A 15,981-nucleotide genomic window follows, 5' to 3' on the forward strand; every position below is an offset into this window, starting at 1 on the left:
ATCCACAGATCCACGGGCCTCGCTGGTTCACGACCCCGAAAGCATGGCAGGCTCTGTCCATTGCGAGTCTGAAGTCGAGGAGAGTGAATCCTTGCGGTCCGACGCCAACATCGCGGGACCGACGACCGATCCGGTCCCCGGTCCCCGCACCGAGTCGCCGGGGGAGGATGTTTCACGTGAAACACCGCCCCCGATGGACGACACCCCCATCGGCCACGCCGCCCAACTGGCGGTGGAGGCACTGGGCCGGGCCGGCGAGGGTCTGCCCCGCCCCGAACAGACACGTGTCATGGTCGTCGCCAACCAGAAGGGCGGCGTAGGAAAGACCACCACCACGGTCAACCTCGCCGCGTCGCTCGCGCTCCACGGTGCGCGCGTACTGGTGGTCGACCTCGATCCGCAGGGCAACGCCTCCACGGCGCTGGGGATCGACCATCATGCCGAAGTTCCTTCGATCTATGACGTCCTGGTGGAGAGCAAGCCGCTCTCCGAGGTGGTCCAGCCGGTCCCGGACGTCGAAGGTCTCTTCTGTGCCCCGGCCACCATCGATCTCGCCGGTGCGGAGATCGAGTTGGTGTCCCTGGTGGCACGGGAGAGCCGACTGCAGCGGGCGATCGAGGCGTACGAGCAGCCGCTGGACTACATCCTCATCGACTGCCCGCCCTCGCTCGGCCTGCTGACCGTCAACGCGATGGTCGCGGGAGCAGAGGTTCTGATCCCCATTCAGTGCGAGTACTACGCGCTGGAAGGGCTGGGCCAGTTGCTGCGGAACGTCGATCTGGTGCGGGCGCATCTCAACCCCACGCTGCATGTCTCGACGATTCTGCTCACCATGTACGACGGCCGGACGCGTCTCGCCTCGCAGGTGGCGGACGAGGTCCGCAGCCACTTCGGCAAGGAGGTGCTGCGGACCAGCATTCCCCGGTCCGTCCGTATCTCGGAGGCGCCGAGCTACGGGCAGACGGTGCTGACTTATGATCCGGGTTCCAGTGGATCCCTCTCGTATCTCGAAGCCGCCCGTGAGATCGCCCTGCGGGGGGTGGGGGTGCACTATGACGCCCAGCAGGCCCATGTGAGTATCCAGAACAGCCAGCAGAGCATGTCGGAGGGGATCCAGTGAGCGAGCGACGTAGAGGATTGGGGCGTGGGCTCGGTGCACTGATCCCCGCCGCTCCGCAGGAGCAGCCGGTGGCCTCCCCCGCGGTGGCCCCGGTGCTGACGGCGGAGCGCGGGGTGGCCGCCGCGAAGGTGACGTCGCTGTCGACGGCCACCGTCTCCCCGGAGTCGGAGACCGTTGTACCGGAGCGTGTGGCGGCGCCCGAACAGGCTGTGGCCGGAGCCCACTTCGCCGAAGTACCGATCGACTCGATCACGCCGAACCCCCGGCAGCCCCGTGAGGTGTTCGACGAGGACGCGCTCGCCGAGCTGATCACCTCCATCAAGGAGGTGGGGCTTCTCCAGCCCGTCGTCGTACGGCAGGTGGGGTCGGAGCGCTATGAGCTGATCATGGGCGAGCGGCGCTGGCGGGCCTGCCGGGAAGCCGGCCTGGAGCGCATCCCCGCGATCGTCCGCGCCACGGACGACGAGAAGCTGCTGCTGGACGCACTGCTGGAGAACCTGCACCGGGCCCAGTTGAACCCGCTGGAAGAGGCCGCGGCCTACGACCAGTTGCTCAAGGACTTCAACTGCACGCACGACCAGCTCGCCGACCGGATCGGGCGTTCGCGCCCGCAGGTCTCCAACACGCTGCGGCTGCTGCGTCTGTCTCCTCCGGTGCAGCGCAGGGTCGCGGCCGGAGTGCTCTCCGCCGGTCATGCCAGGGCGCTGCTGTCGGTGGACGACTCCGAGGAGCAGGACCGGCTGGCGCACCGCATCGTCGCCGAAGGGCTCTCCGTGCGAGCGGTCGAGGAGATCGTGACCCTGATGGGGTCGCGTCCTCAGACCTCCCCCAAGTCGAAGGGGCCGCGGGCCGGTGCCCGGCTGTCGCCGGCGCTGGGTGATCTGGCGTCGCGGCTCTCCGACCGCTTCGAGACCCGGGTGAAGGTCGACCTGGGACAGAAGAAGGGGAAGATCGTCGTCGAGTTCGCCTCGATGGACGATCTGGACCGGATCCTCGGCACCCTCGCCCCCGGTGAGGGGCGCGTCCTGGACCAGGCGCTCACCGAGAACACCGGGGACGACGAGGTGAGCTGAGGCTCCACCGCACCACTGGGGCGGGCCGTGTTCCACGCTGACCGGAACACGGCCCGCCCTTTGCGATCCCGCGGTGTCCCGGCTTGTCTCCGGGTGGATACGATGCGTTCTGGTAGGGCGCATCCACCTTGATCCACCTCAGAAGGAGAGCGAGGGCCATGCGATCGGTGAGCCGCGGCCAACTGATGTCGGCCGGAATGGCACTCGGCGTGCTCGGTGGCTTTGTCGGCGGCCTGCTCCGGGAGCGGAGCGCGCTGACGGGCGCTCGGGGCGCGGCAGGGGAAAGAAGTGAGGAACAGCCTCCATGGGGCGTCGGCTCGTACCGCTCACGCTGGACAACCTTTCGGACCTCCCCCATCGCTGCCGTACGTGTGTCTTCTGGGAACTTGATCCGGTCAGCGGTGAAGCCGCGGTAGGAGCGGGCCGGGCGGGTACGGAGAAAGAGGCGTGGATCTCGGCCGTTCTGCTGGAGTGGGGATCCTGCGGCCGCATCGTCTTCATCGATGATCTGCCGGTCGGCTTCGTCCTGTACGCGCCTCCCGCTTATGTGCCGCGCTCCCTGGCCTTCCCGACGAGCCCGGTCTCCCCGGACGCCGTCCAGTTGATGACTGCCTGGGTCATGCCCGGTTATCAGGGGCAGGGGCTGGGCCGGGTGATGGTGCAGACCGTGGCGAAGGATCTGCTGCGGCGGGACTTCAAGGCCATCGAGGCGTTCGGTGACAGCCACTGGAAGGAGCCGTCCTGTGTGCTGCCCGCCGACCATCTCACCGCGGTGGGCTTCAAGACGGTCCGCCCGCACACGAGATACCCCCGGCTGCGGCTGGAGCTGCGTACCACGCTCTCCTGGAAGGAAGACGTGGAGCTGGCGCTCGACCGGCTCCTGGGAGCGGTGAAGAAGGAGCCGGCGCTACGGCCGCTCTGAGGCGGGCAGCGGCGAGTGGAACGGAGAACGGGTCCGTCCCCCGGATGGGGGGCGGACCCGTTTCACGTGAAACATCGTGCGTCTGACGGCGCCTGCCGTTCGTCAGCCGATGTAGTCGCCGAGTTCGCGGACGAGCGCGGCCTTGGGCTTGGCGCCGACGATGGTCTTGACGACCTCTCCGCCCTGGTAGACGTTCAGGGTCGGGATGGACATGACCCCGTACTTGGCGGCGGTGGCCGGGTTCTCGTCGATGTTGAGCTTGACGATCTCGATCTTGTCGCCGTGCTCGGCGGCGATGGCCACCAGCGACGGGGCGATCTGGCGGCACGGTCCGCACCAGGCGGCCCAGAAGTCCACCAGGACGGGCTTGTCGTTCTTGAGAACGTCCTCGTCGAAGGAATCGTCGGTCACATGCTTCAGGTCGCCGGCCACGGCGGCCTCCTTACGGGTTGAGGGGTGTGGATGGGGGGGGGCGCTGGTCAGACGGCGGGGGTCTTCTCCGGCTCGGCGTTCTCGCTGTCGCTCAGCGCGGCGAGGAAGCGCTCGGCGTCGAGGGCGGCGGAGCAGCCGGTGCCCGCGGCGGTGATCGCCTGGCGGTAGGTGTGGTCGACCACATCGCCGGCGCCGAAGACACCGGAGAGGTTTGTCCGCGTCGACGGGGCGGCCACGGTCAGATAGCCCTCTCCGTCCAGGTCGAGCTGGCCCTTGAACAGCTCGGTCCGTGGGTCGTGGCCCACCGCGATGAACAGCCCGGTCACCGCGAGCGGCGAGGTCTCGCCGGTCTTCGTGTTGCGCAGGGTCAGCCCGGAGAGCTTCTGCTCGCCGTGGATCTCGGCGACCTCGCTGTCCCAGGCGAACTTGATCTTCGGGTCGGCGAAGGCACGCTCCTGCATGGCCTTGGAGGCGCGCAGCGTGTCCCGGCGGTGGACGATCGTGACGGACTTGGCGAAGCGCGAGAGGAAGGTGGCTTCCTCCATCGCGGTGTCCCCGCCGCCGATCACGGCGATGTCCTGGTCCTTGAAGAAGAAGCCGTCACAGGTGGCGCACCAGGAGACACCGCGTCCGGACAGGGCGTCCTCGTTGGCCAGGCCGAGCTTGCGGTGCTGGGAGCCTGTGGTGACGATCACGGCCTTGGCCTGGTGCACGGTGCCCGCGGTGTCGGTGACCGTCTTGATGTCGCCGGTGAGGTCGACCGAGATGACATCGTCCGGGACCAGCTCTGCGCCGAAGCGCTCGGCCTGGGCCCGCATGTTGTCCATCAGGTCCGGGCCCATGATGCCGTCGCGGAAGCCCGGGAAGTTCTCCACATCGGTGGTGTTCATCAGCGCACCACCGGCGGTGACGGCGCCCTCGAAGACCAGCGGCTTCAGCGATGCGCGCGCGGTGTACAGCGCGGCGGTATAGCCGGCGGGCCCGGAGCCGATGATGATCACATTACGGACGTCGCTCACGGGTTTCTTCCTCGTCTCTGCAGACTGCACTACTGGGGCCGGATCAACGACTTTCACCCCATCCAACGGATCCTACGGGTCCCGCATTCCCGAGGTCTTCCGGCTCGACGCGAGGGGGCGTCAGCGGCGGAGGTAGGAGTGCGTCAGCAGGACGGTTCCGTCGGTCGAGGGAGCGCTCTTCACGCAGGTCGCGTCGACCACATATGCCTGGACCCGGGTGCTGTCACCGGAGTGCGGCAGGACGACGAGATATGCGTCGCTTCCCTGATAGGTGCCCCGCTCGGCGGCCAGCGCCGACAGACTGCTGCCGATGCCTCGCTGGATGCAAGCCGGGACGACGGGCGCCGGTGTGAGCAGGGGAGAGTTCGAGGCTCCGCCCCGGTCACCCTCCATGGAGCGCGGCCGGCCCGCCTTGGTCTCGCTTTCGGTCCCGGCATCGGCGCCGGAGGCCAGCAGGGTGTCCACGCGGTCCTGAAGACGTGTCTCGGAGAACAGGTCGCCGTCGCCCGCGGCGGAGCTGGCCGTCTTGGAGGCTTCCCCGGAGTCCGAGGAGTGGAGCGACGGGAGCAGCAGTACGCCCATCCCTACGAGGGCCGTACCGAACACGGCACCCAGGACGGCGGTACGGCGGCGCCGCAGGCGGGACGGTCCGCCGCGTCCGGGCCCCGTGGCAGCCTTGGGCCGTCCGGCGGGGCGGTCGGCCCGTACGGTGTCCGTCGACACCGCCGACGTGACCGCCGGGAAGCGCGGTGGGGAGTGGGGCTCGGACTGCGGCTCGGACCGGGGCTTGGACGAGGGCGATGTTTCACGTGAAACATCGGCGGAGTCCGCGGGCTCGGCCGATGCCGGGGACTCATCGAGGGCCGTGGAGTCATCGGGCGTGGTCGCGTCGAGGAGCGCTTCCGCGGCGAGGGCGGCGTCGATACGGCCCGCGACATCGGCGGGCATCCGGGGCGGCCCCGGCAGGGTGCCCAGCAGCCCTCTGATCTCCTCAAGGGAGTCATGGACATCGGCGCAGAGGACGCAGCCGTCGAGATGCTGCCGCAGATCGGCGCTGCGGGCCGGTGGCAGCAGACCTTCGGCCAGGTCGGAGATCTCCGAGACATCCGGATGCTGAGCGGTGTCGGTCGTAGATGTCATGCGCGCCCACCTCCGCCCTTCACTCCAGCAGGATCGCTCGATCCTGAATCTTTTGGTCCCGATGCCGGTGGGACGGATGCCCGCGGCGTCCGGTTCCTTCCCCGCTCGGAACCGCTGTTATCCCTGGTGTCCCCGCGTAGATGGGTGAGCAGAGGGAGAAGTCTGGCCCGGCCGCGTGCACAGCGGCTCTTCACGGTGCCGGTGGGCACCCCCAGCACGGCGGCGGCCTCCGCCACGGGGTAACCCTGCATGTCGACGAGGATCAGGGCGGCCCGCTGGTCGACGGGGAGTGTGGCCAGTGCCGCCAGCAGCTCCCGGTGGAGGTCCTGCCGCTCGGCGGGCGCCTCGGCCGACTCATGGGGTTCGAGGAGCTGCTCCAGCCGCTCGGTGTCGTCCATGGGCGAGGTTCTGCGCGAGGCGGCCTTGCGGGCCCGGTCGAGGCAGGCGTTGACGGTGATGCGGTGCAGCCAGGTGGTGACGGCGGACTGCCCGCGGAAGGTGTGGGCGGCCCGGAAGGCGGAGACGAGGGCGTCCTGCACGGCGTCGGCCGCCTCCTCGCGGTCCCCCAGGGTGCGGAGGGCGACGGCCCAGAGCCGGTCGCGGTGGCGCCGTACCAGCTCGCCGAAGGCCCGAGAGTGGCCCGTGACATGAGCGCTCAGCAGGTCCTGGTCGCTCAAGTCGCCCAGTGCGGCGTCGTCCAACGGTGAGCCCCCTCCCCTGTCTCCGGTCAGCCGGTGATCTGGATCTCCGAGATGCCCCCGCGGAAGCGGGTGGCGGATCCGTCCTGCGGCAGCTCAGTGATGTGGATCAATACGTACCGGGTCCGCACAGGCTTGTCGAGGGTGGCCTTCACCGTGCTTCCGACTGTTTCCAGCTTGGTGAGCCGCTGGGAGAAGTCCGAGAGCGACGCCGGATCCGACGCGTCCGAGTCGGCGGCCAGCACTTCGGCCTTCTGACCGGACCGGTACATACGGATGTCGAGACCGGAGACGTCCTTCACACTGCCGAGGTCGACGACGATTCCGCTGCCCTGAGTATGGCCGGGGAGGTTACCGAAATTGGGGTAGTTCCAGTACTGCTTGGTGATCCAGGCCGTGCCGCTGTCGCCGTCGGTGGCGTTCGAGACCAGTTCCGGCCTTATCCCGGATCCCTCGGGCATGAACTCCGTCGCACCGTCGATCTTGAGGGGCTTGACGGGCTTGACTGCCTTGTCGCCGCCCCCGGTGGTGGTCTGCGTGGGGGTCGTGTCGGGCGTGCCGCGCTCCCCGTCGAGGAGCTGGTCGGCGACCTGCCAGCTTCCCAGGCCCAGGACGGCGATGAGCAGTGCGGCGACGGTCCACTTGAGGACCTTGCCGGTGGGGCTCTGGAGCGGGGGCGGCGGCGGCATCACCGGGGTCGGGGACGTCACCCCGACGCCCGCCTGGGTACGCCCGTAGGTGCCCTGCTGGTAGGTGGTGCGCTGGTACTCCGGCGGGGGCGTGAACGTGGGCTCCGGCGGCCGGATACGGGGCATCTCCGCGACCGCCGCGGACAGCTCGTCCGGCGTGGTGCACGGCGGATCCTGCCGGGAGGCGGTGGCGCCGTCGTTGACCAGGGCCCGCATCGCGAGCTCCGAGAGACCGCGGTGGATACCGGCGCGCACCTGGTCGGGGGCGATCAGCCCGACCCCCTTGGGCAGGCCGGAGAGGCCGTGGGCGTCGCTCTCGTACGGCCAGCGCTGCGTGAGTGCGGCGTACAGGAGCGCGCCGATCGCCTCGGTGTCGGTGCGCTGGGGCCGGTCCGCGCGGATGCCGCGCAGCGCGGCGTTCACGGCGAGTCCGCGGATCCGGTACTGGCCGGTGGAGGTCCGCAGGACGGCGCCGGGCGTCAGCCGCAGATGGGCCAGCCCCTCGCGGTGCGCGGCGGCCATGGCCTGGGAGACCTGGCTGACGAGCTGGTACGCCTCGTGGGCCTCCAGCGGGCCCGCGGCGAGCAGCGTGGTGAGCTCGGTGGCGTCCGGCAGCCATTCGTGGACGACGTAGACGAGATCGCCCTCCTCGACGGCGTCCAGGACCTGGACGAAGCGGGGATCGCCGAGCAGCGCGGCGGACCGGGCCGCGGCCAGCACGGAACGGGCCCGGGGATGGTCGGAGGGCAGCAGGTGCACGCCGACGGCGCGGCGCAGTTTCTCGTCGACGGCACGCCAACTGCTGAAACCGTCCAGACGGGTGACGCACTCCTCCAGGCGGTAGCGTCTGGCGAGTCTGTGGCCGCTGTGGAGTTCGGGCGCCGCGCCGCCCGGCTCGGTGTCCCGCCGCTCACCGCCCGTGTCGTCGGCGGACCGCTCCGCCGTCTCCTGGGCCTCCGCCAACCCGTCGGTCGTGGCCTTGTCCGCCTTGGCGGTCAGCGGCTCATCGCCACTGTTGCCGGCCACGTCGACGGCAGCCGTGCTACGTTCCGCCACCGTCGCTCCTGCCTCCCCATCCATTGCGCCCTGTCCAACAGCCAAGCCAATTGTGCCCACAGTCGGACGCTATGCACGACACGCGGCAGCCGATGATGGTTGTACCCGGCCGGGTCGCGTCACCGTCCGAGGCGGCCCCGGACCATGCCGACCATGGCGTTCATCTCCTCGATCCGCATCTTCTTCGCCGCGACGAAGAAGAGCCCCAGCAGGACGATGCCACCGCCGATCAGGGCGACGATCGAGGCGAGGGCGGTGCTGCCCAGAGCTTCCAGTACGAAGTAGGCGACCGCGCCGGCCGCGAGGGCGCCGGGCACGGAGGCGAGGCAGAGCCGCGCGTACGTCCGCAGGACGCGTCCGCCGTCCAGATCGCCGCCCAGCCGGTTCTTCAGCCTGCGCCAGGCCACGCCGACACCGACGGCGTAGGCCAGTCCGTACGCCGCGGCCATGCCGACCACGGCCCAGCGCGGGGGCAGCAGCACATAGGCGAGCGCGGAGGCCGCGGCGTTGACCGCGGCGACGATGACCGTGTTGTAGAAGGGCGTCCTGGTGTCCTCGTAGGCGTAGAAGCCGCGCAGGACGACGTACTGCACGGAGTACGGGATGAGACCGAGGGCGAACGCCATCAGGATGAAGCCCATGGACCGCGCCGATTCCAGGCCGCTGGACGAGAACATCAGGACGGAGAGCGGGACACCGAGCGCGAGGAACCCGAAGGCGATCGGGACGATCGCGACCGCGGAGTTGCGCAGCCCCTGCGAGATGTCGTCGCGGACGGCGCCCGGGTCGCCGTCGCTGGCGGCGCGGGAGATCCGGGGCAGCAGGGCGGCCATGACCGAGACGGTGATGATGGCCTGCGGCATGCCCCAGATGAGCTGGGCGTTGCTGTAGGCCAGGATGCCGGCGCCGTCCGTGCCGGACGCCTTGCCCGCGGCCGTGGCGAGCTGGGTGACGACCAGGACACCCGCCTGGTTGGCGAGGACGAACAGGACGGTCCACTTGGCGAGCTTGACCGTCTTGCCGAGGCCGTGGCCCTTCCAGTCGAACCGCGGGCGGAACCGGAACCCGGTCTCCCTGAGGTAGGGGATCATCGCGAGCGCCTGGACGATGAGACCGAGGAGCGTACCGATGCCCAGCAGCCGTACGCCGTCCGGCGGGATCGTCGATACGGTCATCCCGGAGTCGGCGGCGGTGCCGTACACCCAGATGAACAGACCGAACGTGGTGATCATGACGATGTTGTTGAGGACCGGGGTCCACATCATCGCGCCGAACTTGCCGCGCGCGTTGAGGATCTGGCCCATGACCACGTGCACACCCATGAAGAAGATCGTGGGCAGGCAGTAGCGGGCGAAGGTGACAGCCACGTTGTTGGCGGCGGCGTCGCTGGCGATCGGGTCCGACATCGCCTGGACCAGCACGGGCGCGGCGAACACGGCCAGCGCCACGATCGCGCCGAGCGCGACCATGACCAGAGTGAGCAGCCGGTTGGCGTAGGCGACGCCACCGTCGTCGTCGTTCTTCATCGCCCGCACGAGCTGCGGTACGAAGACCGAGTTCAGGCCGCCGCCGACGGTGAGGATGTAGATCATCGTAGGCAGGGTGTAGGCGACGGTGAACGAGTCACCGAGGAGCGCCGCACCCAGCGCGGCCGTGATCACCAGGCTCCGTACGAAGCCGGTGAGCCGGGACACCAGCGTGCCCGCGGCCATCAGCGCGCTGGACTTGAGCAGCCCGGCCGCCTTGCCGCCCGACTTCTTGGCCGGCGGCGCGGGGGCCGCCTCGGGCTCCGGCGCCGCCACGGCCTGCGCCGTGGCCTGCTGGTCCCGGTAGAGGTGCGCGAACGCGTCCGGCGCCGGGCTCTCGTCCGCGGCCCGGGTGACCAGGTCGTCGACGCCGGTGAACTGGGTGGTCCGCGCGTCGTCCCCGTACGGCAGAAGACGGGAGGGGCCCGAGGGCTCGGGCGGCGGGGGCTGCGCCCAGATCCGCGGATCGGGGGCGGGCTGCTGGGCGTGCGGCTGCCGGTACAGGTCCTGGTGGTCCGGATAGGTGCCCGGGGGCGGCGGCGGGTGCGAGGCGCGGTCGTACAGCGCCTCGGTCACCGGATCCTGCGCGGACAGGTCCTGCGCCCAGTAGGGGTCCTGCGCGTAGGCGTCCTGGACATACGGGTCCTGGGCAGGGGGCGGAGGCGGCGGGACCTGGCCTGCCGGATCGCCGCCCGTGCCCGGCCCACGGTCACCGTCGTACGGCGCGTTCATGGTTACCCCACCTCATCGTCCCCGGCCGACCGGCCACGACATCGCTCAACGGTCCACTTTCTCACCCGCGCCCGACGCGTCCGCGCTTTCCGGACCGGTGTCCGGTGTCGGGTCACTCGGCTGCCCGGGATCTGTGTCCTCGACGGCCTTCGTGGCGGCCGTGTTCTTCGTGCCGTGCGGGTCCCCGTTGGGGTCCGGACCGTCGGCTTCGGGCCCGGTGGTGTCGGATCCGGTGGCGTGCGGTCCGGCGGTGCCGGGCCCGGTGGGATCCGGCCCGGTGGCGTCCGTGTCCTCCAGGCCGCCCCGGTCACCGTCGCCGTTGCCGTCCTGCGGGCCGTCGTCGCCGCTCTCGCCGCCGTCGCCGTCCGCGGGCCCGGCGCCCGCCTTACGGGCCACGGCCCGCTTGCGCTGGCTGTACATCTTCACCCCGGCGAGGACCAGCAGCAGCACACCGCCCGCGATGACGAGCATCACGGTGGGCGTGATCTCCGAGACCTTCACCTGGAAGGTCATCGGGCCGCCGTACAGCTTGCCGTCCACCGTGTAGAGCTGGGCGGTCACCTGCACCGGCCCGTTGGCGTTGCCCGCGCCGGTGAACTTCACCGACTGGCTGTGCCCGCCGTCGATCTTGATCGGTCGTTCCGCGACGGCCAGATCACCGTCGAGCTTCAGCCGGGTCGGGTTGTCCGACTTCAGGCGCAGCACCAGGTTCTGCACGCCCTGGAGCAGTTGGTTCTGGACGGTCACCGGGATCGTCGCGCTGCGCCCGGACAGGGTGAGCACGGACTTGGGGATGAGCCGCACCTCGTCGGTGAGGCTCTGCAGATAGGTGTCGACCGTTTCCCGGTACTGCTGGGCGCCGTCCGGGTCCCCGCGCCAGGACGTCGACATCGCCCGGCTGATCGCGTTGCCGAAGGGGGCGGCGACCCGGTCCGGTGCGGTGAGGATGGCCTTGAACTTGTCGAAGCGGTCCTGCGTGTTCTTGATGTCGAGGAACGTCCGGGTCGGCAGTTCCTGGGCGCGCAGCTTCTTCGGGTAGTGGGAGGCGCCCGGCACCTTCGTGGTGGCGTCCGCGTCCGGGCCGACCGCGGCCGCCGCGATCAGGTCCGTCGGCTCCGTCCAGCGCTCGGGCTCCAGGGCGCGCAGCGCGCGCGCCATCGACTGCGCCTGGGCCGCCGTCGGCGTCCGCTGCGGCGCGACCACGACGTTGCGCTCGTTGTCGGGCTCCTGGAGCGTCACGGCCAGCGACTGGGCCAGGAACTTCTGGACGGCGAGGGTGGAGCTGCTCGCCGCCGACATGTCGCCCTGGAAGGCGGTCGAGAGCCGGTAGTCCGCGACGACGGCCGTCGTGCCGCCGCCGATCGGCCGTGCGGCGTTCGGGGTGTACGAGAGGTTGTCCTGGAGGCTGTCACTGCGGGTGATGACCTTGTGGGCGCCCGCGGAGGTCGCCACATCGACGATCGACGGGTCGATCGCGCCGTCCACCGGCCAGGCGAAGTCCACGGACGGCTTGACGTGGAGGACGGTCTCCACCGTGTCGTCGGCCACGTCGGTGGCCGGCTGGAGATGGCTGAGGGCGCCGGAGACGCTCTTGCCGCGGTGGGCGAGCGAGGCCAGGTCCGGATCGGCGAACGGCAGCGCGACGACCTTGCCGGCCTTGACCGCCTTCTCCAGCGAGTCGAGCCACTTGACCGCCACGGCCTGGTTGCGGCCCGGCACCGTCGTGTCGCCGCTTCTGACGCTGTAGTTCCTGGTCATGGCGTCGGCGGTGGCGATCAGATCGGGATCGATCACCCACGTCACCGGGAGCCGGCTGCCGAGGGAGACCATTTGCTCCAGCCGTCCGCCGGGCGCCAGCTCCTCGGCCAGGTCGTCGTTCTCGAAGACCGGGGTCTGCTGATCGTCCCGCCCGGTCTCGGCGGAGAGATGCGTCGACGAGATCAGCGGCCACAACGCGGTGACCTGGGTCTTCTTGTCCGTCCCTTCGGGCTGCCAGGGCAGGAAGGTGCGCTGGACACCCAGCACCTGGTCGTACGGGGCGGCCGAGGTCTGCCCCGTCACCGAGACGCCGAGCTGGTAGACCCCGTCCTCGTCGAGCCCCAGCTTGCTGACGGGGACGGACAGGGCGAAGTCCTGCGGGATCCCGGCCGGGAGCTTCGGGATGACGACCTTGTACGCCCCGCCGATCGGGGCCACGTCACCCGAGACGCCGGAGCGCGCCGCGGCGTCGTCGATGGCGGTCCGGCCGGCCATCCGCGGCCCGACCCGCAGATCCACCTGCGCGCCGTTGACGGTGTTCTTGCCCTCGTTGGTCACGGTCCCCGAGATGGTGAGCGTGTCGCCCTTCACCGGGGCGCTGGGCGCGAGTGTGTCGAGCGCCACACGGACCGTACGGCCCCCGGTGGCCTGTGTCGCCCCCTGGGCCGCGGGAGCCGTCGTACCGGCCAGCAGACTCGCCATGAGCGGTACCCCGGCGAGGAGGGAGGCTGTGCGCCGCAGCCATCGGCGGGCAGCGGAATGGCCCGTCCCCTGGAAGTCTGCCGCCTCGGCCACGCGCTCGCCCGTCCCTCGTCATCGTCTGCTGCCGTTGGTGGTTGTCGGTTGCTGCGTCCACGCATGGTAACGATGTGCGCTGTGGCGAAGTGCTGGGGACTGCTCCACATGATCGGAAGAATCTCATGCGCTGCCGTAAACCCGTGAATCGGAGGGGAGCCCGGAAACGGGGACGACCGGATGAGCCACGGCACGTACCCTTTTCTGTTGTGCCGAAAGCCAATGAAGACAACCCCAGTGCACTCAGCCAGGTGCAGCACCGCGCGGTCAGCGAACTGCTGCGGGTGTCCCCCGTCGCCGACGATCTCGCCCGCCGTTTCCAGGAGGCCGGTTTCGGTCTCGCCCTGGTCGGAGGCTCGGTCAGGGACGCCCTGCTGGGCAGGCTCGGCAACGACCTGGATTTCACGACCGACGCCCGCCCCGAGGACGTACTGAAGATCGTGCGGCCCTGGGCGGACGCGGTGTGGGAGGTCGGGATCGCCTTCGGGACGGTCGGCTGCCAGAAGGACGCCCGCGTCGGGGACGTGGATCAGCGCTTCCAGATCGAGGTCACCACGTACCGCTCGGAAGCGTACGACCGTACGTCACGCAAACCCGAGGTGTCCTACGGCGACTCCATCGAGGAGGACCTCGTACGCCGGGACTTCACGGTCAACGCGATGGCCGTGGCCCTCCCGCGGAAGGAGTTCATCGATCCGTACGGCGGGCTGGAGGACCTCGCGGCCCAGGTGCTGCGCACGCCCGGTACCCCGCAGGAGTCCTTCTCCGACGATCCGCTGCGGATGCTGCGGGCCGCGCGCTTCGCCGCGCAGTTGGACTTCGAGGTGGCGCCGGAGGTCGTCGCGGCCATGAAGGACATGTCCGGACGTATCGAGATCGTCTCCGCCGAGCGGGTCCGGGACGAGCTGAACAAGCTGATCCTCGCCGCTCACCCGCGCCAGGGGCTGGCGCTGCTCGTCGACACCGGGCTCGCCGAACGGATCCTGCCCGAGCTGCCGGCGCTGCGGCTGGAGAGCGACGAGCACCACCGTCACAAGGACGTCTACGAGCACTCGCTGACCGTTCTGGAGCAGGCCATCGACCTGGAGGAGGACGGACCGGACCTGGTGCTGCGGCTGGCCGCGCTCCTGCACGACATCGGCAAGCCCCGCACCCGGCGCTTCGAGAAGGACGGCCGGGTCTCCTTTCACCACCACGAGATGGTGGGCGCGAAGATGACCAAGAAGCGGATGACCGCGCTCAAGTACTCCAACGAGATGGTGAAGGACGTCTCCCGTCTGGTCGAGCTGCATCTGCGCTTCCACGGCTACGGGACGGGCGAATGGACCGACTCGGCGGTCCGCCGGTACGTACGCGACGCGGGCCCGCTGCTGAGCAGGCTCCACAAGCTGACCCGCTCCGACTGCACCACCCGCAACAAGCGCAAGGCGAACGCGCTCTCCCGTGCCTACGACGGCCTGGAGGAGCGCATCGCCCAGCTCCAGGAGCAGGAGCAGCTCGACGCCATCAGGCCGGACCTGGACGGCAACCAGATCATGGAGATCCTGGATGTCGGCCCCGGGCCGGTGATCGGCGCGGCGTACACCTTCCTGCTGGAGCTGCGGCTGGAGAACGGCCCCATGGAGAAGGACGCGGCCGTCGCCGCGCTCAAGGAGTGGTGGGCGGCGCAGAACGGATGACGCTCGGGTGATGTTTCACGTGAAACATCACCCGAGCGCGGTTCCCCGGGAGGCGGTGTTTCACGTGAAACACCGCCTCCCGCGTGTCAGGGCCGCCGCGACGGCCGCGTAGAGAAGCGCGACCATCACCACCAGCGGCGCGGACCGTCCGTCCGGCGGCAGCATCAGCGCGGCCACCGCGGCGGCGCCCACGAAGGCGACATTGAACAGAACGTCGTAGAGGGAGAAGACCCGGCCGCGGAAGTCGTCGTCCACCGTTGTCTGCACCACGGTGTCGGTTGCGATCTTCGCGCCCTGGGTGATCAGACCGAGGAGGAACGCGGCGGCCATCAGCGGTACGGGCGCGAAAGGCAGCCCGAGCGCCGGTTCGAGCACGGCCGCCGCCGTGGCGCAGAGCGCCATCCATCCGGGCGCCCCGAGCCGGCCCACCGCCCACGGGGTGAGGAGCGCCGCCGCGAAGAACCCCGCGCCGGAGATTCCGAGGGCGAGCCCGAGCAGCGCCAGGCCGTCGGACTCCCGGTCCGTCCAGGCGTAGCGGCAGAGCATCAGCACCATCACCGTCAGCGCCCCGTAGCAGAAGCGCATCACCGTCATGGCGGCCAGCGCGCCCGCCGCCGGGCGCCGCTCGGCGAGATGACGCAGTCCGTCGGCGAGCCCCTGCGCGGTGGAGGTGAGCGCGGCCCCCAGCCGGGGCTGTACGAGCGCGTGCTCGGGGCCGAGCAGTTCGCGGGCCAGCAGCAGCGAGGTGAGCGCCGAGCAGAAGTAGAGGACGGCGCCCAGCAGCATCACGGCGGCGTCCGAGTCGGCTGCGGTCAGCCGTACGGCGAGGGCGAGCCCGCCGCCCGCGGTCGCGGCGAGGGTACCGGCGGTGGGGGAGAGCGAGTTCGCCAGGACGAGGCGCTCGTCGTCGACGACCCGGGGCAGGGCCGCCGAGAGCCCTGCGAGCACGAACCGGTTGACGGCGGTCACGGAGAGCGCCGAGGCGTAGAAGAGCCAGTCGGGTACGGACGCCAGGATCAGCAGCGCCGTGCACCCGGCCAGCAGGGCGCGCAGCAGGTTCCCGTACAGGAAGACCTGGCGGCGCTGCCAGCGGTCGAGGAGCACTCCGGCGAACGGGCCGACCAGCGAGTAGGGCAGCAGCAGTACGGCCATCGCGGAGGCGATGGCGGCGGGCGAGGTCTGTTTCTCGGGGGAGAAGACGACGTACGCGGCGAGCGCGACCTGGAAGACGCCGTCGGCCGCCTGGGAGAGCAGCCGGACCGCGAGCAGTCGGCGGAAGTCCCTGAGACGCAGGAGTAAGCGCAGATCCCGTACGACAGGCATGTGGGCCAGCGTCACATAC

Annotated in this window: 12 protein-coding genes; 4 read left to right on the forward strand and 8 right to left on the reverse strand. The window is 70.1% G+C overall.

The window, feature by feature from the left end:
* The first annotated feature begins 43 nt into the window (after nt 1-43).
* The 3 genes from ACIO3P_RS12100 to ACIO3P_RS12110 all read left to right on the forward strand — a co-directional run bounded on the left by ACIO3P_RS12100 (nt 44) and on the right by ACIO3P_RS12110 (nt 3,115).
* A complete protein-coding gene (locus tag ACIO3P_RS12100; RefSeq protein WP_329822813.1) occupies nt 44-1,120 on the forward strand; it encodes a ParA family protein in 1,077 nt (358 codons plus the stop codon).
* Complete coding sequence (locus ACIO3P_RS12105) at nt 1,117-2,193, forward strand: ParB/RepB/Spo0J family partition protein (protein WP_401849115.1); 1,077 nt, start codon at nt 1,117-1,119, stop codon at nt 2,191-2,193. The genes ACIO3P_RS12100 and ACIO3P_RS12105 overlap by 4 nt, the downstream gene beginning before the upstream one ends.
* 304 nt (nt 2,194-2,497) lie before the next feature.
* A complete protein-coding gene (locus ACIO3P_RS12110; protein WP_329822815.1) occupies nt 2,498-3,115 on the forward strand; it encodes a GNAT family N-acetyltransferase in 618 nt (205 codons plus the stop codon).
* 102 nt (nt 3,116-3,217) lie between these two features.
* Here ACIO3P_RS12110 and trxA read toward each other — a convergent pair whose 3' ends face one another.
* The 7 genes from trxA to ACIO3P_RS12145 form a co-directional block, all read right to left on the reverse strand.
* Nucleotides 3,218-3,547, reverse strand: a complete 330-nt coding sequence (gene trxA, locus ACIO3P_RS12115; protein ID WP_329822816.1) for a thioredoxin — start codon at nt 3,545-3,547, stop codon at nt 3,218-3,220.
* Between the two features lie 47 nt (nt 3,548-3,594).
* Nucleotides 3,595-4,566 (reverse strand): thioredoxin-disulfide reductase, encoded by a 972-nt coding sequence (trxB, locus tag ACIO3P_RS12120; protein WP_329822817.1) that lies wholly within the window; start codon nt 4,564-4,566, stop codon nt 3,595-3,597.
* Between the two features lie 120 nt (nt 4,567-4,686).
* On the reverse strand, nt 4,687-5,706 hold the full coding sequence (locus ACIO3P_RS12125; protein WP_401849117.1) for a hypothetical protein: 1,020 nt from the start codon (nt 5,704-5,706) through the stop codon (nt 4,687-4,689).
* Nucleotides 5,703-6,407, reverse strand: coding sequence for an RNA polymerase sigma factor SigM (gene sigM / locus ACIO3P_RS12130; protein ID WP_329822819.1), 705 nt, complete (start codon nt 6,405-6,407; stop codon nt 5,703-5,705). The genes ACIO3P_RS12125 and sigM overlap by 4 nt, the downstream gene beginning before the upstream one ends.
* A gap of 26 nt (nt 6,408-6,433) precedes the next feature.
* The gene (locus tag ACIO3P_RS12135) at nt 6,434-8,149 is read right to left on the reverse strand and encodes a protein kinase family protein (RefSeq protein ID WP_329822820.1); all 1,716 of its coding nucleotides are present in this window, start codon (nt 8,147-8,149) and stop codon (nt 6,434-6,436) included.
* A 119-nt stretch (nt 8,150-8,268) separates the two neighbouring features.
* Entirely contained in the window at nt 8,269-10,407 is a 2,139-nt protein-coding gene (murJ, locus tag ACIO3P_RS12140) for a murein biosynthesis integral membrane protein MurJ (RefSeq protein ID WP_329822821.1), read from the reverse strand.
* 45 nt (nt 10,408-10,452) lie between these two features.
* Nucleotides 10,453-12,960: a DUF6049 family protein gene (locus ACIO3P_RS12145; RefSeq protein WP_329822822.1), complete on the reverse strand. Its 2,508-nt coding sequence runs from the start codon at nt 12,958-12,960 to the stop codon at nt 10,453-10,455.
* 209 nt (nt 12,961-13,169) lie between these two features.
* Between ACIO3P_RS12145 and ACIO3P_RS12150 the strand changes: the two genes are divergently transcribed.
* Nucleotides 13,170-14,639, forward strand: coding sequence for a CCA tRNA nucleotidyltransferase (locus ACIO3P_RS12150; RefSeq protein ID WP_329822823.1), 1,470 nt, complete (start codon nt 13,170-13,172; stop codon nt 14,637-14,639).
* A gap of 60 nt (nt 14,640-14,699) precedes the next feature.
* Here the strand turns inward: ACIO3P_RS12150 and ACIO3P_RS12155 are convergent, their stop codons facing one another.
* Nucleotides 14,700-15,962 (reverse strand): MFS transporter, encoded by a 1,263-nt coding sequence (locus ACIO3P_RS12155; RefSeq protein ID WP_401849119.1) that lies wholly within the window; start codon nt 15,960-15,962, stop codon nt 14,700-14,702.
* Nucleotides 15,963-15,981: the final 19 nt, after the last annotated feature.

This window comes from Streptomyces sp. NPDC087310, from assembly GCF_044744405.1.
Taxonomy (GTDB): domain Bacteria; phylum Actinomycetota; class Actinomycetes; order Streptomycetales; family Streptomycetaceae; genus Streptomyces.

What these genes read in the sequence shown, in the direction of transcription:
- ACIO3P_RS12100 (WP_329822813.1), top strand. Translation starts at nt 44, where the DNA reads ATGGCAGGCTCTGTCCATTGCGAGTCTGAAGTCGAGGAGAGTGAATCC.
- ACIO3P_RS12110 (WP_329822815.1), top strand. Translation starts at nt 2,498, where the DNA reads ATGGGGCGTCGGCTCGTACCGCTCACGCTGGACAACCTTTCGGACCTC.
- ACIO3P_RS12125 (WP_401849117.1), bottom strand. Translation starts at nt 5,706, where the DNA reads ATGACATCTACGACCGACACCGCTCAGCATCCGGATGTCTCGGAGATC.
- murJ (WP_329822821.1), bottom strand. Translation starts at nt 10,407, where the DNA reads ATGAACGCGCCGTACGACGGTGACCGTGGGCCGGGCACGGGCGGCGAT.
- ACIO3P_RS12155 (WP_401849119.1), bottom strand. Translation starts at nt 15,962, where the DNA reads ATGCCTGTCGTACGGGATCTGCGCTTACTCCTGCGTCTCAGGGACTTC.